General features: G+C 59.2%; 23 protein-coding genes. 13 read left to right on the top strand and 10 right to left on the bottom strand.

Features of this window, described 5'->3' with window-relative positions:
• Positions 1-77: 77 nt before the first annotated feature.
• Positions 78-689, bottom strand: a complete 612-nt coding sequence (locus tag AC1DIG_RS16610; protein WP_477768169.1) for an RBBP9/YdeN family alpha/beta hydrolase — start codon at positions 687-689, stop codon at positions 78-80.
• A 129-nt stretch (positions 690-818) separates the two neighbouring features.
• Between AC1DIG_RS16610 and AC1DIG_RS16605 the strand changes: the two genes are divergently transcribed.
• Entirely contained in the window at positions 819-1,481 is a 663-nt protein-coding gene (locus AC1DIG_RS16605) for a ribonuclease T2 family protein (RefSeq protein ID WP_477768168.1), read from the top strand.
• A gap of 220 nt (positions 1,482-1,701) precedes the next feature.
• Here AC1DIG_RS16605 and AC1DIG_RS16600 read toward each other — a convergent pair whose 3' ends face one another.
• On the bottom strand, positions 1,702-2,355 hold the full coding sequence (locus tag AC1DIG_RS16600; RefSeq protein WP_477768167.1) for an HAD family hydrolase: 654 nt from the start codon (positions 2,353-2,355) through the stop codon (positions 1,702-1,704).
• A 53-nt stretch (positions 2,356-2,408) separates the two neighbouring features.
• Positions 2,409-2,945 (bottom strand): demethoxyubiquinone hydroxylase family protein, encoded by a 537-nt coding sequence (locus AC1DIG_RS16595; protein WP_477768166.1) that lies wholly within the window; start codon positions 2,943-2,945, stop codon positions 2,409-2,411.
• 207 nt (positions 2,946-3,152) lie between these two features.
• Here AC1DIG_RS16595 and AC1DIG_RS16590 point away from each other — a divergent pair, with 207 nt between their 5' ends.
• The 3 genes from AC1DIG_RS16590 (at position 3,153) to AC1DIG_RS16580 (ending at position 6,541) form a co-directional block, all read left to right on the top strand.
• Complete coding sequence (locus AC1DIG_RS16590) at positions 3,153-4,724, top strand: sensor domain-containing diguanylate cyclase (RefSeq protein WP_477768165.1); 1,572 nt, start codon at positions 3,153-3,155, stop codon at positions 4,722-4,724.
• Positions 4,725-4,787: 63 nt separating this feature from the next.
• Positions 4,788-5,687: a class A beta-lactamase gene (gene bla / locus AC1DIG_RS16585; RefSeq protein WP_477768164.1), complete on the top strand. Its 900-nt coding sequence runs from the start codon at positions 4,788-4,790 to the stop codon at positions 5,685-5,687.
• Positions 5,688-5,701: 14 nt separating this feature from the next.
• Positions 5,702-6,541 carry an arylamine N-acetyltransferase family protein gene (locus AC1DIG_RS16580; protein WP_477768163.1) on the top strand — a complete coding sequence of 280 codons (840 nt, stop codon included), beginning with the start codon at positions 5,702-5,704 and terminating at the stop codon, positions 6,539-6,541.
• Positions 6,542-6,549: 8 nt separating this feature from the next.
• On the opposite strand, the gene AC1DIG_RS16575 is transcribed toward AC1DIG_RS16580, so the two are convergent.
• Positions 6,550-6,930, bottom strand: coding sequence for a BrnA antitoxin family protein (locus AC1DIG_RS16575; protein WP_477768162.1), 381 nt, complete (start codon positions 6,928-6,930; stop codon positions 6,550-6,552).
• Positions 6,931-6,933: 3 nt separating this feature from the next.
• A complete protein-coding gene (locus AC1DIG_RS16570) occupies positions 6,934-7,215 on the bottom strand; it encodes a BrnT family toxin (RefSeq protein WP_477768450.1) in 282 nt (93 codons plus the stop codon).
• A 223-nt stretch (positions 7,216-7,438) separates the two neighbouring features.
• On the opposite strand from AC1DIG_RS16570, the gene AC1DIG_RS16565 reads away from it, so the two are divergent.
• Positions 7,439-8,959, top strand: a complete 1,521-nt coding sequence (locus AC1DIG_RS16565; RefSeq protein ID WP_477768161.1) for a nucleobase:cation symporter-2 family protein — start codon at positions 7,439-7,441, stop codon at positions 8,957-8,959.
• Positions 8,960-9,094: 135 nt separating this feature from the next.
• On the opposite strand, the gene AC1DIG_RS16560 is transcribed toward AC1DIG_RS16565, so the two are convergent.
• From AC1DIG_RS16560 to AC1DIG_RS16550, 3 genes are read right to left on the bottom strand one after another with little or no spacing between them, the layout of a single operon-like run.
• Entirely contained in the window at positions 9,095-9,607 is a 513-nt protein-coding gene (locus AC1DIG_RS16560) for an NUDIX hydrolase (protein WP_477768160.1), read from the bottom strand.
• An 8-nt stretch (positions 9,608-9,615) separates the two neighbouring features.
• On the bottom strand, positions 9,616-10,323 hold the full coding sequence (locus tag AC1DIG_RS16555; protein ID WP_477768159.1) for an NUDIX hydrolase: 708 nt from the start codon (positions 10,321-10,323) through the stop codon (positions 9,616-9,618).
• Between the two features lies 1 nt (position 10,324).
• Entirely contained in the window at positions 10,325-10,870 is a 546-nt protein-coding gene (locus tag AC1DIG_RS16550; RefSeq protein ID WP_427530972.1) for an adenylyltransferase/cytidyltransferase family protein, read from the bottom strand.
• Between the two features lie 189 nt (positions 10,871-11,059).
• On the opposite strand from AC1DIG_RS16550, the gene AC1DIG_RS16545 reads away from it, so the two are divergent.
• From AC1DIG_RS16545 to AC1DIG_RS16530, 4 genes are all read left to right on the top strand, one after another.
• A complete protein-coding gene (locus tag AC1DIG_RS16545) occupies positions 11,060-11,707 on the top strand; it encodes an isochorismatase family protein (RefSeq protein ID WP_477768158.1) in 648 nt (215 codons plus the stop codon).
• Between the two features lie 10 nt (positions 11,708-11,717).
• Complete coding sequence (gene pncB, locus AC1DIG_RS16540; RefSeq protein WP_477768157.1) at positions 11,718-12,947, top strand: nicotinate phosphoribosyltransferase; 1,230 nt, start codon at positions 11,718-11,720, stop codon at positions 12,945-12,947.
• 1 nt (position 12,948) lies between these two features.
• Entirely contained in the window at positions 12,949-13,779 is an 831-nt protein-coding gene (gene nadE, locus AC1DIG_RS16535; RefSeq protein ID WP_477768156.1) for an ammonia-dependent NAD(+) synthetase, read from the top strand.
• Positions 13,780-13,913: 134 nt separating this feature from the next.
• The gene (locus tag AC1DIG_RS16530) at positions 13,914-14,624 is read left to right on the top strand and encodes an alpha/beta hydrolase (RefSeq protein ID WP_477768155.1); all 711 of its coding nucleotides are present in this window, start codon (positions 13,914-13,916) and stop codon (positions 14,622-14,624) included.
• 9 nt (positions 14,625-14,633) lie between these two features.
• Here the strand turns inward: AC1DIG_RS16530 and AC1DIG_RS16525 are convergent, their stop codons facing one another.
• Together AC1DIG_RS16525 and AC1DIG_RS16520 are read right to left on the bottom strand one after the other, a co-directional pair.
• Positions 14,634-15,212, bottom strand: coding sequence for a DcrB/PsbP domain-containing protein (locus AC1DIG_RS16525; RefSeq protein WP_477768154.1), 579 nt, complete (start codon positions 15,210-15,212; stop codon positions 14,634-14,636).
• A 167-nt stretch (positions 15,213-15,379) separates the two neighbouring features.
• The gene (locus AC1DIG_RS16520) at positions 15,380-16,192 is read right to left on the bottom strand and encodes a hypothetical protein (RefSeq protein ID WP_477768153.1); all 813 of its coding nucleotides are present in this window, start codon (positions 16,190-16,192) and stop codon (positions 15,380-15,382) included.
• 234 nt (positions 16,193-16,426) lie between these two features.
• Here AC1DIG_RS16520 and AC1DIG_RS16515 point away from each other — a divergent pair, with 234 nt between their 5' ends.
• The 4 genes from AC1DIG_RS16515 to AC1DIG_RS16500 all read left to right on the top strand — a co-directional run bounded on the left by AC1DIG_RS16515 (position 16,427) and on the right by AC1DIG_RS16500 (position 18,753).
• Positions 16,427-16,594, top strand: coding sequence for a metallothionein (locus tag AC1DIG_RS16515; protein WP_019689605.1), 168 nt, complete (start codon positions 16,427-16,429; stop codon positions 16,592-16,594).
• Between the two features lie 116 nt (positions 16,595-16,710).
• Entirely contained in the window at positions 16,711-17,499 is a 789-nt protein-coding gene (locus AC1DIG_RS16510) for an AraC family transcriptional regulator (protein WP_477768152.1), read from the top strand.
• A gap of 93 nt (positions 17,500-17,592) precedes the next feature.
• Entirely contained in the window at positions 17,593-17,766 is a 174-nt protein-coding gene (locus tag AC1DIG_RS16505) for a DUF1427 family protein (protein WP_081013678.1), read from the top strand.
• Positions 17,767-17,796: 30 nt separating this feature from the next.
• A complete protein-coding gene (locus AC1DIG_RS16500) occupies positions 17,797-18,753 on the top strand; it encodes a quinone oxidoreductase family protein (RefSeq protein ID WP_477768151.1) in 957 nt (318 codons plus the stop codon).
• Positions 18,754-18,852 lie beyond the last annotated feature (99 nt).

Raw genomic sequence — 18,852 nt, 5'->3', positions numbered from 1 at the left:
TCGTGACGTGAGTGTAAGCGTAGCGACTTCAAGGAAATTCACCTTGGCGGGTGATGACCAGTCGCAATCCTTTGCCATCAGCGGTTCGTTTTGCCGTTCATCATGGCCAGCAGAATCTCTTCCACCAGCGGCAGTTCGGTGAACCCGTCACTGGCCAGGAAGTGTCCGCCATGCTCTAGCGCGTGGAAGTGCGCCTCCAGTATCTGGCTCAGTTTTTCAGTGTGGCTGAATGGCACAATCGTGTCGTCTTTCGCGGCGATGACGGAGCGTTGCGCCGACATCTGGATGATCTGATGAGGATCGAAACCCTGTTCCACAAAGCCATTGAGGCCTGGCAGCACAGACAGCGTTTCTACGAAGCCCGAGAGCAACACCAGCCCACCCAATCGGGTCGACGCTGCTTGTTTGGCCAAGTGCGCAAGCAGGCTGATGCAGCCCAGGCTGTGGGCGACGAAATAGGTGTTTGGGTCGTGACGGTTGATGTGCTCGTCGAGGTAATGCGCCCACTCCTCGACGTTCGGTTGCAAGGGGCTGGGCATTTCCAGGATGTCGACCCGTATCCCTTGGGTTTCCAGGCGGTCTTTCAGCCAGGGAAACCAATGGGCCTGCGGCGAGGCGCTGTAGCCATGGACGACATACACCTGAATATCGCCGGCGTTTGGGGTGCTTCGTTGATCAACAGAGAACATAAGGCAACCTCAAAAGCTATTGAGCATAGAAGCCTCAACGCGGATTCAGCAAGGTCGCCTCAGACAGTACTTGACCGGCCAATCACCAGAATGAGACAACCAGCCGATTTGCCCCAAAGGAGAGGGATTATGAAAAAACTGTATGCACTGGTTGCGCTCTTTGCGCTGACGATTGGCAGCGTCGGTATGAGCGACGCTCGGTCCCATCGCGATAAGCAGCAGACCGAGTCGGTGGCGGGGGTGTTTGATTACTACCTGCTGACACTGTCCTGGTCACCGACGTTTTGCCTGACTCATCAGAACAACCCGCAATGCTCGGGCAAAGGTTACGGCTTTGTCCTTCACGGTCTCTGGCCGCAGTACGCCAAGGGCGGTTGGCCGGAATCGTGTCCGCCGATGGTGCCGTTGTCGCCCGCGGAGCAGAAGCAAGGGCTGACACTGTTTGTGACGCCAAAATTGCTTCAGCACGAATGGTCCAAGCACGGCACGTGCAGTGGCCTTGGCGCCTCGGGTTATCTGGATTTGGCGGACAAGGCGGTTGGTACGGTGAAAATCCCGGACAAGCTGAAGCCCTTGAGCACCGAGATCTACTTCCCGGCGCAGGAAATTGCGCAGATGTTCCGTCAGAGCAATCCCGGGATTCCAGAGGATGGTATTGCGATTGTCTGCAGCGGACCTGAGTTGTCGGAAGTTCGCGTGTGCCTGGGTAAGGACTTGTCGTTCGGGTCTTGCGGTAAGGGCGTGAAGAGTCAGTGTCGGGCGGGGGATATTCGGGTTCCGCCAATGCGTTGATGGGGATCGTTGTAGATCTATTGGCATAAAAAATGGGCGACTTCGGTCAACACCAGTCAGTTTAGGTGCGGAACCTGTGGGAGCGAGCTTGCTCGCGAAGAGGGAGTGTCAGTCGACATTAGTGTTGCCGGGCACTCCGCCTTCGCGAGCAAGCTCGCTCCCACATGGATTTCGCTTAACTGACTGGTGTTGACCGAAGTCGCCCATTTTTGTGTGTTCGTTACGCCGGCTCGCTCAGTGCCTGCACAGGCAACCCCAACGCTGCCAGGTCTTTGCGCAGTTGCGCCGCACTGGTGAACTGCAGCGCATTGAAACCTTCCTTGCGTGCACCTTCGATATTCGGCGCGTGATCGTCAATAAACACCGCACGGCTGCCCTCAAACCGATAGCGCGATTTCAGTAGCTGGAAGATCGCCGGGTCAGGCTTGATCAGGCCTTCTTCGCCGGACACGAGAATGCCCTCGAACGTGTGCAAAAAGGGAAAGCGCTCAAGGGCAATCGGGAAGGTTTCGGCGGACCAGTTGGTCAGGGCGAGCAGGCGAACACCTTTGGCGTGCAGTTCATCGAGGACCTGCACGGTCTCTTCTATCACTCCGCCGAGTGTTTCTTCCCAGCGCTCGTGGTACGCACGAATCAGCGCCTCTTGTGACGGATGCCGCGCGATGGCTTCCTCAACGCCTTCCCGCCACGACCGGCCCGCGTCCTGGCGTTCGTTCCACTCGGGAGGACAGACCTCGGACAGAAAGGTCTCCATGGCCTGTACGTCATTGCCGAAGATCTTTCGGAAAAGGTTTCTTGGGTTCCAGCGAATCAGGACGTTACCGAGGTCGAACACAACGGTGTCGATGGTTGTCGGGCGGTTCAGAGTGTTCATGCTTTTCCTCCATGGATTGGCTTGTGTAGACGGTTTTAGGGAGCCCTCTGTTTTTACCGCATCCCAAACCGAATAACACCCTCCGTAAACAAACTGATCATCCATCTGAACGGCCCATACAGCAGCGTGCTGCCGCCCTCGATTCGACCGGTATCGCGGTGGTTTTCCTCATCTTCCAGGATCGACTGGACCGTTTCCCAGGCCGCCGAATCGTTCCGGCTTTCAAGGTAGGCAAGCTGGTTTTTCAAATGGCTCACCACGACCGACTCCACGGCCCAGGTGCAGGCCATGACGCCGCTTTTCCCGAGTAGCGCCGAGATAAAACCCATGAACCAGCCCCCGGCGCCGCAGAGCCAATAGCTCTTGCACTTGATGCCGTTACGGCGCTGTATCTCTTCCCAGAACCGGTTCATGTGACGTTTTTCGTCTTCCATGAAGCTTTCCAGAAGGGGGACGTACTCCTTGCGCAGCAGCCGGGATACAAAGATCTGCGATCGGTAAATGTTGATAGCGCCGAATTCCCCGGCGTGGTTCACCTTGAGAATCTTTCTGGCGGTGTCCAGCGATGCGGTGCTGTCTTGGTATTTCATTGGATGTGGACATTCACAGGGCTGTATTGACGGGAAACATTGACGTTTCAAACGAGCATCAACGAGTGTGTTGAACCTTACAGGAGAAAAGGCGCAGCGAGTTTATGACTCGCAGCACAATTGCCCCTCATCACCCCGTAAGCTAAGCTCCCCGGCATTAAGGGATTTGGGCTTTTGCTCATGCCTTACCCTTCAAGGATGACGCTTTTGCCTACCCCCATTCACGACCCTCATTACACCCCCGGCGGCCCTCTTAAACGCTTGCCGCTGCGCAAGGCTGCAGTGATGTTTGTTGCGGCGGTTTGTCTGTGTTTGTGTGGCTTGCTTTATCTGCAACTGGAACAGTCCCGGCGCTACGATTTGTCGTTGGCTGAGGTGGCGTCGTCGAACCTGACCCGGGCGATGGCGCAGCAGGCGCAGGACACGTTTTTGAGCGCGGACCTGGTGATGACCAGCCTGGTCGACTGGATTCAGGCAGAAGGTTTTGGCGTGGTGAAGAACCCGCGGCTGCAACAGACCTTCGCGCGGCGGGTGCAGGCGCTTGAGCAGTTACACGGGCTGTTTCTGTTCGATAAGAACGGTCAATGGGTGGTGACATCGTTTGACGACTTGCCGCGTCGCGGGGGGGTGGCTGATCGCGACTACTTCATGTTTCATCAGCAAAACCCTTCGTTACTCGCGCACATCGGGCCGGCGATTCGTAGCCGGCAGAATGGCGAGTGGATCATTCCGATTTCCCGGCGGATAAACGACCAGCATGGCGAGTTCCAGGGCGTTCTGCTGGCCGGGATCAAGCTGTCGTACTTCGATCAGTTCTTCAAAAGCTTCAGCCTCGATGACAATGGCGTGATGTTTCTGGCGTTGTCAGACGGTACGTTACTGGCCAGGCGACCGTTCGAGGAAGCGCGAATAGGCGAGTCGCTGGCACACGGGGATATTTTCCAGAAGTACCTGCCTAATGCCTGTTTCGGCAATGGGATGATCCGTTCGGTGGTGGATAACGTGGTCCGGCTGTATGGCTATCGTCAGCTGGACGCCTACCCGCTGGTGGTTGCCGCGGCGACCCCGAAGGAGACGATTCTTCGGGGCTGGTACGCCAACGCCTATCAATCCAGCGTCGTCGTCGCGCTGGTGGTGCTCGGTGTGGGCTTGTTCGGTTGGGTATTTGTGCTGCAGGTTCGCAATGGTGAGCTTATCGAGGCGGATTTGCGGACGGCGCAAGAGCAGCTGGAAGTGATCGCGACTCACGATAGCCTGACCGGGTTGGCGAATCGTCGGCTGTTCGAACGTGCGCTGGACATCGAGTTTGCACGGGGTGCCCGCCAACAGAGTTCGTTGGGCCTGATCCTGCTCGATATCGATTTTTTCAAACGCTACAACGACGCCTACGGTCACGTGACAGGGGATCAGTGCCTGGCGGAAGTGGCGCGCGTGGTAAAAAGTTGTTGTCTGCGCAAGTCCGACCTGGCGGTGCGTTACGGCGGTGAAGAGTTCGCGGTGCTGTTGCCCGACACTGACATTCACGGTGCCTTTACGATTGCCGAGCAGATCCGCCACAGCGTCAAGGACAAGCACATCATCCATTCAGGCGCGCCTTCGGGGTATCTGACGGTGAGTCTGGGCTGTTATGCGTTTGTGCCCAAGGACGGGGATAGCATCGAAGTGTTCATCGAGCGGGCAGACGCGGCGTTGTATCAGGCGAAGAATTTTGGTCGAAACCGTACGGTGGTGGTATCGATGGAAGGAAGTCCTGAAGTGGTCGTGCATCCAGAAGTGTGATGAGGGGGGGCGCGGTTGCAGAGCGGCCCCGTCTGTAATGTTTATTTTTTTACGAGGCACCGCATGAAATATTCACCTTCGCGACGTTCATTGTTGAAGGCAGGTCTGACACTGCCATTGATCACACTGGTAGTTCCAGCCTGGGCTAACGCTTCAGCTGCGGATAAACCGCTGGCCGAGTTGTACAAGAAACTTGCCGAGTTGGAGGACGGTGCAAAAGGTCGATTGGGCGTTGCCTTGATCAACACTGCCAATGGTCACGAGATTCAGTATCGGGGCGGGGAGCGTTTTCCGTTCTGCAGTACTTTCAAGTTGATGTTGGCTGCAGCCGTGCTGCACAAAAGTATGGCTGAGCCGGGGTTGCTGGAAAAGCATATTGCCTATGCTGAAGCTGACTTGCTTTCTTACGCGCCCATCGCCAAACAGAATTTGAAACAGGGCATGAGCATCGCGCAGCTGTGCGCCGCCACGTTGCAATACAGCGATAACACTGCCGCCAACTTGTTGATCAAGGCGTTAGGTGGAGTGGCAGCGGTTAACCAGTTCGCCAAAGGCCTGGGTGATCCGGCGTTCCGGCTTGATCGCCAGGAGCCGGAGTTGAATACGGCGATTCCTGATGATCCTCGTGACACCACGACCCCGGCCGCGATGGCCGCCAGTGTGCAGAAAGTGGTGCTGGGTGATGCATTGGCAGCGCCGCAGCGTGAGCAATTGGCGACCTGGCTCAAGGGCAATACCACTGGCGATGCGAGCATTCGGGCCGGCACGCCGAAGGGTTGGGTCGTTGGCGATAAAACCGGTAGCGGCGACTACGGCACCACAAACGATGTGGCGGTGCTTTGGCCACAGACAGGCGCACCCGTGGTGCTCGCGGTTTACTTCACTCAACATCAAAAAGACGCTGAAGCGCGGCGTGATGTGCTGGCGGCTGCCACCCGTTTGGTGATCGCGCACGTGTCCTGAGCAAGGAGTCATTGATGATTCAGACTGAACTGTCGAATGTTGAGCTCTATCTGAAGCGCCTCGGTTACGACACGCCGCCGTCGCCCACGCTCGACACCCTTCGCGAGTTGCAGTCGCGTCATACCGCAACGTTCCCTTTTGAAACCCTGTCGACGATGCTGTGGGTCCCGGTGCCCATCGACCTGCCTTCGGTCGAGCGCAAAGTCCTGCACGAGGGGCGAGGCGGTTACTGTTACGAACTCAACAACATGTTCCTTGCCCTGCTTCAGCAACTGGGGTTCGAAGCCCGAGGGATCAGCGGGCGGGTGGTGATGGGCGGTCCTGAAGACGCGTTGACTGCGCGCACTCACCGCTTGAGCCTGGTCACCCTGGACGGGGTTCGTTACATCGCGGATGTCGGCTTCGGTGGCATGGTGCCCACGGCGCCGCTGCGCCTTGATACTGAAGAGGAGCAGCCGACCGGCCATGAACCGTACCGCATCGTTCGCAAGGACAGCAGCTACGCTTTGCGTGCGAAGGTCGCGGACGAGTGGCGGCCGATGTATGTGTTCGATCTGCAGGTTCAGTCAGACATCGACTATCAGATCGGCAATTGGTACGTCTCGACCCACCCCGACTCTCCGTTTCGGGGGCAATTGAAGGTGGCACGCACCGGGCCCGGGATGCGCCGCACGCTCAACAACGGCAGCTATGCGATTCACCGGATGGGCCAGGAAAGTGAACGTCGGCAGCTCGCAGACGCTGATGAAATCATTGCGGTGCTGGAGCGCGAGTTTGACATTCGCGTGCCGCAGCATCCGCAGTTGAAGCGGGTGCTGGCGCAGTTGGTCGGCTCAAGCGAAAGGCCTGACTGAGCGGTGCGTCAGGCATGGCTCAGTGTTCGAGTCGTTTTGGGTTTTGCCTTCGGGCTGTGCTCGGCTTTGAGCATCCGGTTGATTTCACTGGCTGCGGCACTCAACGTCTGCTCCAGTGATTTCAGTTCAGTAGCGGTGATTCCCTTCTTCAGGTGTTTGATGCCTGCGTCAATGGCGGAGGCAGGCGTCGAACCCTGACCTTTTGCGTTCAGCAAGGCTTGGCGCAAGGTATTGTTGATCACGGTCTGATAGCCATATCCCGCACTCTCTGCGAGCTCGCGTGCTGCCTCTATCACGGCGTCATCGAGCATGATGGTGATGCGGGTCTTGCCTTTGCTGGCGGCAACCGGCCCACGTTTGGCGCTGCTGAAATCGTATTCTTCTTTCATGGTTCAAGCCTCCAGGTATTGGCGGCGCTCATTGTGGGTGGCGATGCGAGCGGAAATGATTCGAACGAAGTCCGGATCGCGGTAGGTGTAGACAACCACCAGTACCCGGCCCACAGCATCCTTACCCATAACGATCCACCGTTGCTCATCATGGTCGCTGTCCGGGGGCGTCAGGGCATTGTTGTCGTAGAACACCGGTTCTGTGTCGGCGAGACTGATGCCCTTGTGTTTCCTTTTGTTTGCAGCGTTTTTTACTTCGTCGTACTGAATGTCGAACGTCTTAATTATGCATACTTTATATGTATAAAAAAGGCAGCGAGTGAACCGTTGATCGCTGGAGAGACCTGAAGGTTAGTCGTCGTGGGGGAGGGGCCGAGGGAAGAACTATTTCAAGGTTTTGATGTGGGGCTGCAAATACTGGTCGGAAAACTGTATACAACTCTATGGACATTTGTCTTGAGTATTGAATACAGTGTGCGCATAACAAAAAACCAGGGAACCCCCCACGATGAAAACGCCCTCTGTTTCACACCAACGGCCTGAGGATGAAAACCTCGGGGTCGGCGCGAATATGGCTTACGGCCTGCAACACGTTCTGACCATGTATGGCGGTATCGTTGCGGTACCACTGATCATCGGCCAGGCGGCCGGGCTTTCTCCGGCCGACATCGGTCTGTTGATTGCGGCGTCACTGTTTGCGGGGGGCATGGCGACATTACTGCAAACCCTCGGATTACCGTTTTTCGGCTGTCAGCTGCCGCTGGTACAGGGCGTTTCGTTCTCGGGCGTCGCAACCATGGTGGCGATTGTCAGCAGCGGTGGTGAGGGTGGTTTTCAGTCGATTCTGGGGGCAGTGATTGCAGCCTCGTTGATCGGGCTGCTGATCACGCCGGTGTTCTCCCGAATTACCAAGTTCTTCCCGCCGTTGGTCACCGGTATTGTGATTACCACCATCGGCCTGACACTGATGCCAGTGGCGGCACGCTGGGCCATGGGCGGTAACAGCCACGCCGAGAGCTTTGGCAGCATGGCGAATATCGGTCTGGCGGGATTGACGTTGGTGCTGGTGCTGATGCTGAGCAAGATCGGCAGCGCCACGATTTCCCGTTTGTCGATCCTGTTGGCCATGGTGATCGGCACCGTGATTGCGGTGTTCCTCGGCATGGCTGACTTTTCGACGGTGACTCAAGGGCCGATGTTGGGCTTCCCGACGCCGTTCCACTTCGGCATGCCAACCTTCCATTTCGCTGCGATCCTGTCGATGTGTATCGTGATCATGGTGACGCTGGTGGAAACCTCCGCGGATATCCTGGCGGTCGGTGAAATCATCGGTACCAAGGTTGATTCCAAGCGCCTGGGTAATGGGCTGCGAGCTGACATGCTGTCGAGCATGATCGCGCCGATCTTCGGGTCCTTCACTCAAAGTGCCTTCGCGCAGAACGTCGGGCTGGTGGCGGTGACCGGGATCAAGAGTCGCTACGTGGTGGCCACGGGCGGGGTGTTCCTGGTGGTGCTAGGCCTGTTGCCGGTGATGGGGCGAGTGATCGCCGCCGTGCCGACTTCCGTCCTCGGCGGTGCCGGTATCGTGCTGTTTGGCACCGTGGCGGCGAGTGGTATTCGTACCCTGTCCAAAGTCGATTACCGCAACAACGTGAACCTGATCATCGTTGCCACCTCCATCGGCTTCGGCATGATCCCCATCGCAGCACCGAACTTCTACGATCATTTCCCCAGCTGGTTCGCCACCATCTTCCATTCCGGCATCAGCTCGTCGGCGATCATGGCGATCGTGCTCAACCTGACTTTCAACCACTTCACCGCCGGCAACTCGGACCAGCAATCGGTCTTCGCCGCTGGCACCGAACGGACCCTGCGCTTCCAGGATCTGGCGGCGTTGCGCGAAGGGGATTACTTCAGTCACGGCAAACTGCATGACTGTGACGGGAATGAGGTTCCGGTGCTGGTGGATTCGTCTCACGGGCCGGCGGAGCATCATGCGGGGCATGCCAAAAGCAGTGAGCATGTCTGACGACACTGCGCAGAGCGGCGTCTGACCGACGGCACGCTCACAAGCGATAAACAGAAGGGCAGAGGGGATCGCATCCCTTCTGCCCTTTTTGCATGGCGCGCTCCGACTGACTGTCGACAAACCGCCGTGGTGGCGCTAGGGGCGGCCGGCCTCGCTGGCGATCAGCATCATTGCCGCCGAGAGCGTATGGCCGTCGGTGATCTGGCCGGCGGTGATCATTGCCATCAGTTCCTGGCGGGTGATGAACAAAAGATCATCCACCTCGCCATCGGTTGCGTCGGTGGCCTGTGTATCGAGGTAGACCTGGCACACCGCAACCGCACTGGCAATCAGCGATGTGTTGCTGTGCAGCAAGCCCAACTCCTTGACCTCCAGCGCCTGCCAGCCCGTTTCCTCCAGCAGCTCGCGGGCCGCCGCATCGCAGGCGGATTCGCCCTCGTCGATGGCGCCCCGCGGGAATTCGATGGACATCCCGCCAATGGCCCGGCGCTTGAGGTTGACCAGCATCAACCGGCCGTCTTCCAGGGTCGGTACGGCCACCACGCCATTGATAGCCCGGGCTTCCTTGATGATGAAGTAGCCGTTCTCGCGGACCACGTTGAAGTATGGGGTTTCCAGCAGGCACTGGGATTCGGTGACAGGCTTCATGCGCGGTATTACTCCAGAAAGCAGCGATCGAAAAGGTAGAGGTTAGCGGGTTTGAGGTTTTCCACCGTGGCTTGCGGGCGGCCGCCGTCGCCGCTTTTCTTGCGCCCGGTCTCTTGCAGGTAGCCGGCCTCGATCATCTTCAGCAGGCGCTGGCGGATGCTGGTCTTGAGCACCGGTCGTTCAAGCACCAGGGAGAAAATACTCACCGCTTCTGGCGCGCTGAATTCGAGGCCGAGGAACATCAGCGGCAGGCTGCTGTACAGCGATTTGGAGAACAGGCGCTCCTGCACCGAGGCCACCAGGCTGTTGTGATCGAAGGGCAGTTTGGTCGAGGCTTCGGCCACGTCCTTGAGCGGGAAAAATCCCTGGTGTGCGGCCGGCTGGACCGCATTGCTGACGATGGCGAGGTAGAAGGTTGACGACGACCAGCAGCGCGGATCGCGGAACGCGTCGCCGACAGTGCCGACCTGCTCGATCCATGCCAGCGGCATGCCGACTTTTTTCGAGGCGCGCAGGCGCTCCACGGCGTCGTTCAGTGTGAGGTCTTCGACCCCGCCATTGACCACGATCCCGGGTAGCGCCCAATGGCCGGCGAACGGTTCGGCTTCGCGGCGGTTCAGGAGGATTTCCAGCGCCTGGGTTTCCCGGCAGTAGCGCAGCACACAAAGGTCGATGGTGTGCAGGTAGGCGCTTGGATGGGGAGTGCGGTCTGGCATGTCAGCTTCCGTGGGCAGCGTAGAGGTCATAGTTTACCGGATCCATGCCGGGTGCCATCCAGTGGGTGGGCAGCGGTTCGCCCAAGGCCAGCCGTTCGCGCAGCACCGTACTGCGGACATGGATCTGTTCCTCGACGCAGATGATGGAAAAGCGTTCCAGCAACTCCGGGCCGCGATAGAAGGTCGGCAACAGGTCCGCCACATCCTGACCGACCACCAGAGCAATCTGTTTACCGTCCATGGCCAGGCTGTCGGCGAGATGGGCGAGCAGGGTGTAGCTGTAGATCGGCCCTTCGACGCCGCGCGCCACGATCTGTTCGACCCGGCTGGCACGCACTTCGGCGCAGCACAGGGGTTGTACGTGCTCGACGATCGATTCCAGCCAGTTCAGGCGCAGTTCATAGTCGGCCATTCGTTTGCCGTAAGGGTGCCTGAAGCTGGGGGCCACCAGCAGACGCCTGGCCTGACATGAAGCCTCGATCATCACCTGGGCGTGCCCGGCGTGAGGAGGGTTGAAGGCGCCGCCATAGAGGGCTATTTCATACATGGCTGATCTCCCTATTGGTACATGACGTGTACCTTATCATCGAAATCGTTCAGACGAAACAATCGCCTAAGACCCTGTATCGATAGTGTTAAAGCGGATTAGTGTCCGGAAGAAATATTTGTATGGTCAGGTATTGCAACAAAAGTACATGACATGTACTTTTAGATCCATGCAGAGGAGAGACCTGACATGAGCAGCCAGACCCTGAAAACCGCTTCCTTCGATGTCGATGCGCAAAAGAGCTTCACGCCGCTGTGCCCTGATGAGCTGCCCGTGGCGGGCGGTGAGCAGATCGGCAGCGAGCTGAACTTCATGGCCACCCTCGCCAGCCTGCGTGTCGGCAGCAAGGACGCTCATACGGCTCAGGCCCCGTGGGTGGTGACCGAGCACTCGCAAATGTTCCAGTCGACTGGCCTCGAACACGCCGACCTCACCTGGGTCAGTCACTGTGTCCCCGGCACCGAAGGCTTCACCCTGCTGGACGAGTTGCCGACTCCGTACGACTACGACTACTTCGTCTGGAAGGGCGTCGAGCCGGATCTGCACCCGTACGGCGCCTGCTACCACGACCTGCACGGCAAGCTGTCCACCGGCGTGATCGAGTACCTGAACAGTCAGAGTGTGAAGCAGGTCATCGTCGGCGGTCTGGCGCTGGACTTTTGCGTCAAGACCACCGCCCTGCAACTGGCCGCCGCCGGTTTCAAGGTAATCATCCACTTGCCAGCCTGCCGGGCCATCAGTGAAGAGGGCGCCACTCAAGCCATTCAAGACATGCAGCAAGCGGGAATCTCGGTGACCGCGACCCGCGAAGAAACCGCCAGTCTGGCAAGCGCATAAGGAAGAAAACATGGAAAGTGCATTCGATAGCAGCAACGGCGTCATCCAGAGTCTTCTGGATACCGACTACTACACCTTCACCATGATGCAGGCGGTGCTGCACCAGCACCCGAACGTCGAGGTTGAATACCAGTTCATCGTGCGCTCAAAAGAGCGGCTCGGGCATCTGATCCCGGACATTCGCAATGAGCTGGAAAAGCTCGCCGGCCTGCAGTTGCGCGAAGGTGAGCAGCGGTTTCTGTTCAACAAGCGTTTCCGTGAATACCTGACACCGGACTTTGAACAGTTCCTCGGTCTGTTTCGCTTCAATCTGCGCTACATCCACGTGTCGGAAGTCGACGGCCAACTGCACATCCGCGTCCGTGGTCCGATGTTGCACTGCATCATGTTCGAGCAGCCGGTGCTGGCGATGGTCAGTGAACTGCGCAACCGCGAGAAGTACCCGGAAGTCGAGCTGGCCGACGTTACCCGCAAGCTGTACCAGAAGTTCGAATGGCTGGAAAAAAACGCCAGCCGCGAAGAGCTCGCCGAGTTTCGGGTTTCGGACTTCTCCACCCGCCGGCGCCTGTCGTTCAGGGCCCAGCGCGAAGTGGTCAATGTGATGCGCAGTGACTTCCCCGGGGTGTTCGTCGGTACCAGCAATGCTCACCTGGCCTACGAGTTCGACCTGCCGCTGATCGGCACCATGGCCCACCAATGGCTAATGGTCCACCAACAACTCGGGCGGTTGCGCGAGAGCCAGAACGCCGCGTTGGAAAACTGGGTGCGCGAGTACCGTGGCAGGCTGGGGATCGCGCTCACCGACTGCATCAGCACCGACTTCTTCCTCAGGGATTTCGACCTGTACTTTGCCAAGCTCTATGACGGCCTGCGTCAGGATTCCGGTGACCCGATCGTCTGGGCCGACAAGGTGCTGGGGCGTTACAAGGAACTGGGCATCGATCCAAGAGCCAAGGACCTGATGTTCTCCGACGGTCTCAACTTCGAGAAGTGCCTGCCGATCCTGCGCCATGTGCGTGGCAAGGCCAGATTCGGTTTCGGCATGGGCACCAGCCTGGCCTGCGATGTCGAGGGCGTCGAGCCGCTGAGCATCGTCATGAAGCTGGTGCGGGTGCATGGCGAGCCGGTGGTGAAGTTCTCCGACGACCCGATCAAGAACGTTTGTGAAGACGCCTCGTTCCTGCGGTACGCGGCCCAGGTATTCAACGTCAGCCTGATCAATCCACAACTGGGAGCCTGATATGACTATGCAACGGCAAGAACGCATCGCCCGGGAACTGGGCATTGACCGGCAACTCGCCCGGGGCGGCGAGGTCGCTGAAATCGTCCGTCGTGTCGATTTCATTAAACAGGTGCTGCGCGAGTCGGGCTGCAAGGCCCTGGTGCTCGGTATCAGCGGCGGTGTCGATTCCTTGACCGCCGGCCGCCTGTGCCAGTTGGCGGTGGAGCAACTGCGCGCCGAGGACCATGAGGCGCGCTTTATCGCCGTGCGCCTGCCGTACAAGACCCAGGCCGATGAGCACGACGCCCAGGCCTCCCTGGACTTCATCCAGCCGGACCTGATCACCACCAGCAACATCGCCGACTGTGTCGACGGCCTGATGGCCAATATCGCCATCGACGGCTTGCAACCTTCGGCCGAGCTCACCGACTTTGCCAAAGGCAACGTCAAGGCCCGGGCGCGGATGCTGGCGCAATACGCCATCGCCAACTTCTGCAACGGGTTGGTGGTCGGCACCGATCATGGTGCGGAAGCGCTGATGGGTTTCTTTACCAAATTCGGCGACGGCGCCTGCGACCTGGCGCCGCTGTCCGGGCTGATCAAAAGCCAGGTGCGGCTGCTGGCCGACGCCCTGGGCGCGCCGACGCATCTAGTGCACAAGGCGCCGACCGCAGACCTGGAAGACCTGGCACCGGGCAAGCTGGATGAGGCGGCGTATGGTTGCAGTTACGAGGAAATCGACGCGTATCTGATGGGCGAAGCGGTGTCGCTGCAGGCGCAGCAGATCATCGAAAGTGCCTACATCAAAACCGCTCACAAACGCGAGTTGCCTCGCGTCCCCCAGCCATAGACGAGCTACAGCAGGTTGCGATCTTTTGATCTTGGCGGCTTGACAGCCGGTCTGAACGGTTGGGGTTGGTTTTCGAAAGGGCGTCTTGTGGTGTTAGGCTTTGGCGCGAATTCGATGTATTTCCAGGAAGGCCCATGTTGCGATTTTTTGCTGTGTTGATGTTGATGGTGTCCTCCGTTGCCCATGCGGCGCTCAATGATGATTTGCCGTTGCCGTACCTTGAGCAGTCCAACCCTGATTCACGCAACCAGCCGTTGGTGATTTTTCTCCACGGCTCCGGCAGTAACGAAGAGGACCTGTTCGACATCAAGGACGAGTTGCCGGCGCAGTACACGTACCTGTCGGTGCGGGCGCCGCAGGCGGTGGAGGCGGACAGTTATCAGTGGTTTCGCAAGAAGGGCGAAGGCGCTTATGACGGTGATACCGATGACCTGAATAGCAGCAGCGCGCTGATTGTCGATTTCGTGGCGCAGGCGGCGAAGAAGTATCACACCGAGGCCGATAAGGTATTTCTGGTGGGGTTCAGCCAGGGCGCGATCATGTCGTATGAAGTTGCCTTGCGTCATCCCGAGACGGTACGCGGGATTGCGGCATTGAGCGGCAAGGTTTTGCCTGTGTTGAGGTCGCAGCTCAAGGCCGACAAGGCGCTTGAGCCGTTGGCGATTTTCATTGGTCACGGGACGGCCGACATGAAACTGCCCTACAGCGATGGCAGCGAGGCCAATAGCCTGTTGCAGAGCATTGCGCTCACGCCGGAATTTCATGCCTATCCAGGCGTCGGCCACACCATCAGTGCGGCCGAAATGCAGGATTTGAACGCCTGGTTGCTGCGGATCAATCAGTAGCCTGAAGGCTTATTTATCGCCAAGGATCTGTTTGACCAGTGCCGCATGCCCGGCCTTGTCGTCGGCGCGGGAGATGATCTGAATCAGCATCATGCGCGTACCGGAACCGGCCAGCAGGCTGGTGTCGAGCGTCAGACCGCCGCCCTGGGTGGCGGTGCTGTCGATTTGGCGCAGGCCCAGGCCTTTGACGGTCAGGCTTTTTTCGCTTTGCTTGTTGAAGTCAGGCAAGGCTTCGCGTTGTTGAGTGGCGAAACCGGACACTGACTCATCCAGAAACGCAGTGTCGTTGTCTTTGACATTCAGGCCATTGGGCAGGGTGTTTTCAGCAATGATCAGGACTGTTTTGCTCGCCTGATTGGTGTACATGGTGCCCGTTGCGCCAGCGGTGCCCTTGGCGGCATCACCACCGGGCAGTGGGTTGGCGATGAAGCCCTGGGGCAGGGTGAACGCGAATTTCCCGCCCAGCGCCGAGATTTTTTGCGCGGGTGCGGTTTTGGCGGCCGGTTGCTTGGCGGCGTAAACGCTCACGGCAGCGAAGCTGGTGACCGCTGTCAGGATCAGGACAACGGCTTTCTTACTCAACGACATGCAAACTCTCCGGGGTAATCGCGCAGTGGCGGCGATCATCCCACGGCCAACCTTGATCACTCCAGCGCGATCTTGAGTCAGGGCGCGAGAGGCGACGTGAGGTCATGTGACCCGCGAGCGTGGGTTCGAAGATCCTTGCCCGGCACAATCGGCTGGGCGTTCGCGGGCTACCGTGGTTGCGGGTCGCTTGGCTCGATCGTCACTTCAGGCGTTTGCCGGGCATTACCACGCGATGGTGCGGCCAGCCGCTTGGTGATCAGCAACATGCCAAGGGACACCGCCACGCCGAGGACGAATGCGCCCCACCCCCAATGCGGCAGTGCCAATGCCAGCGTCAGGCAGAACGCCGCGAACGAGTACATGCCGGTGGCCGTGGCCCGCAGTAACGCGGCGGTAAATGCGGGGCCCCGGGTTTGTTGAGAGAACACTGCCATGACACTGCCGAGCACCGGAAACACCGCGAGCAAGCCGCTCCAGCGTTCGCCGACGGTGCTGGCGAGCAAAGTCACCGCCAGGGTCAGAAGGGCCCCGGCCAGCATGCGCAGCAAGAGTTTGTCGGACTTCGGCGCAGGGCCTGAAGCCAAGGGCTGAACCTGCGGGAACAGATAAGGTGCCGCGAGCAACGCCGTGGCCGCAGCGAGGGTCGAAAACACTAGCGACGCCGGAATCAGCGACAACACCACGGCCGCCGTGGCCCAGCTCAGCAGGGCGATCGATATCGCTGCAGGCCAGTCGAGTTTTTGTGCCGCCTGGGCGTAAACCACGCAGAAGGTGATCATCGCAAACATTGCCGACAGGGCTGCGGTCGCTGCTTGTGTCGCAAAGACCGGGCCTTGTTCGACGGCCAGAAAAAACAGTATCGGCCCCACCACCACCGGCAATCCCGACAGCCAACCGGCTACGCTCGGTCCCCAGCGTTTGCCAGCGAGAGAAATCAGTAAAAGAAACCCGGGGATCAGCGACAGTTTCAGAAGCAGCACGGACAAATCCTTGGTCTATGGCAGGCGCCACAGCATACCCGGCTTCGTCATGCCATTTCGGGCTTGGGTACGCAGATTGCAATCGCAGGTCATGGTTGCGAGTGCATCGACTACCCTAAGAAATGAGCGAAGGCCGCCTGTCACGTCATCGGAACCGGTTTTCAATGTGCGGTCATTGCTTCAGGTGCGGCATTGGTGCCGCCTCTGGACGACCACACATATGGAGTCAGTTAGATGAAAGCAACGACCTGCGCCTGCCCCAACTGCAACTGTAAACTGGGTGAGCACTCTATCGTCCGCCACGGTAAACACTATTGCTGTGAGGGTTGCGCCAAGCATCATGAGCACGGCGAAGCCTGCACCTCGGCGGGTTGCCAATGCGCCAAGGGGGCTCACGGCTGAAAACATCTGCCTGAACGTGGAGCCGTTTGTGCTCCACGTTGGGCAGGTGCGTCAACTGGCGGCATTCGTGGTGCCTCGTTACCATGAGGCCTTCTCCTTTATTAACGATCCCGTCCATGGCCCTTGCCGCTCCACCTGATCTCAGCGACACCGATGTGCCGGTGCAACCGTTGGCGCGCACCTATCCGCGCGGCCTGTACATCGAGCCGCACGAGCATGTGTGGGGCCAGTTGCTGTATGCGATGAGCGGGGTGATGTGGGTCGAGACACCCGACGAAGCACTGGTCGTGCCGCCGCAACGGGCGGTCTGGCTGCCACCGGGGGTGGTGCACGGGATTCGGGTGGTCTCGGACCTGCAGATGCGCAATATCTACCTGCGCCCCGCGTTGGCCGCGACGCTGGACAGCAGCGTTCAGGTGATCGAGGTTGGCGGTTTGCTGCGCGAGTTGATTCTCGGATTGGTGGAGCAGGGTGACAGTGGACCGGCGGAGTACTACGAAGCGCTGGTGGGGCTGGCGTTGCTGGAGCTGAAACGGGCGAAACGTTCGCTGTTGAAGATTCCCATGCCGGACAACGCCGAGCGGCGGCTGGTCAATCTCTGTCAGGCAGTCATGGCCGCACCGTCGCTGGACATCCCCTTCGAACAACATGCCGAAAATGCCGGCGCCAGCGTGCGCACCCTGGCGCGGTTGTTCAAGGATGGATTGGGCATGGGCTTTGCCGAATGGCGGCGTCAGGTGCAATTGGCGATTGCAGTCGCCGAGCTGATCCAGGGCGTGCCGGTCAGCACAATCGCCCGTGAACTGGGCTATTCGCCGAGCAGCTTCAGCGACATGTTTCGCCGCGAGCTGGGTGTTCCACCCTCACAGTTCGCCCGCGAAGGCGATTTCAGCTCAGCGCCGTAGCAGGGCATTTGGCCGAAATCCTGAAGTACTTGGCCGATCGCTGTGGCGACCATTCTCTAGACTCTGTGTATCCCCAATTACACGGAGTTCAGCATGAACTACCTCATTTCAGTGGCTATTGGTCTTGGCGTCGGCCTGCTCTACGGCGCGCTGGATTTTCGTTCGCCCGCGCCACCGGCCATTGCACTGGTGGGGTTGCTGGGCATGTTGGCCGGCGAACAGCTGTGGCCGATGGGGCGGCAGCTGGTCGCTGGCTGGATCTCCTGAAATCCCTTCATTTGTCAGATGGAAACTCCCATGAAAGCACTGCAATTCGATAAAACCGGTGATCTGGCGGCGCTGCGTTACGTTGAGGTACCAACCCCGGTTCCGGGCGCCAACGAGGTATTGGTGCAGATCAAGGCTGCGGGCCTGAATCCCAGCGACGTGAAGAACGTACTTGGACGTTTTCCCTACACCACGCTGCCACGGATTCCCGGTCGCGACTTCGCCGGCGTGGTGGTTGAAGGCCCGCAGGCGCTGATCGGTCAGGAAGTTTGGGGCACGGGCCGCGAGTTGGGTTTTTTCGCCGATGGCTCGCATGCGCAATACGTGAAGTTGCCGGCCAAGGGCGTTGCTCTCAAACCAACGCATTTGAGCTTTGCCCAGGCCGCGAGCCTTGGCGTGCCCTACACCACGGCTTGGGATGCGCTGGAGCGCAGCCTGGTGACCGCGCAAACCCGTTTATTGGTGATCGGTGGTGGCGCGGTAGGGAGTGCGGCGCTGGCGCTGGCGAAAATTCGCGGTGCCCAGGTATTGGCGGCGGCGCGACGTCCCGAGCAGGTCAAGGCCTTGCAGGCCCAGGGCTATAACACGATTCAACTGGAAACCCCGGAAGCGCTGGGCGCTCAGGTCAATGCGGTTTTCGCGGGCGGTGCCGACGTGATTTTTGACACCACCGGTTTTTGGCTGCCTGCGGCGGTAGCGGCGTTGGCCACCTTTGGTCGCATCGCAATCATCGCCGCGCCGGTCGACGGCCTGGTGCAGTTGCCGGCGCTGGCGTTGTATCGCCGTGGCGGTTCGGTGGTCGGGATCAACTCGTTGCTGTACGGCGTCGAAGCCTGCGCGGCGATGCTTGAGCAGTTCGGTCGGTTCTTCGATGACGGGTTGTTGCCGTTGCCGGAAGGACTGCTGGAGTCGCCACTGGCTGAGGGGCTTGAGCGTTATGCCGAGGTCAATCGGGGCGGCGGCGACAAGGTGATTTTGTTGCCGTGATCAATCGATAGCGCGGTGTTGGTGGACTTTGCGACTGCTGCGCAGTCGATCGCGGGCAAGCCACGCTCCCACAAGATCTACGCAATACCTGTGGGAGCG

Source organism: Pseudomonas sp. 05N431, assembly GCF_056397005.1.
Note: the sequence above shows the minus strand (reverse complement) of the source record. Positions and strands in the feature narration are given on the sequence as shown.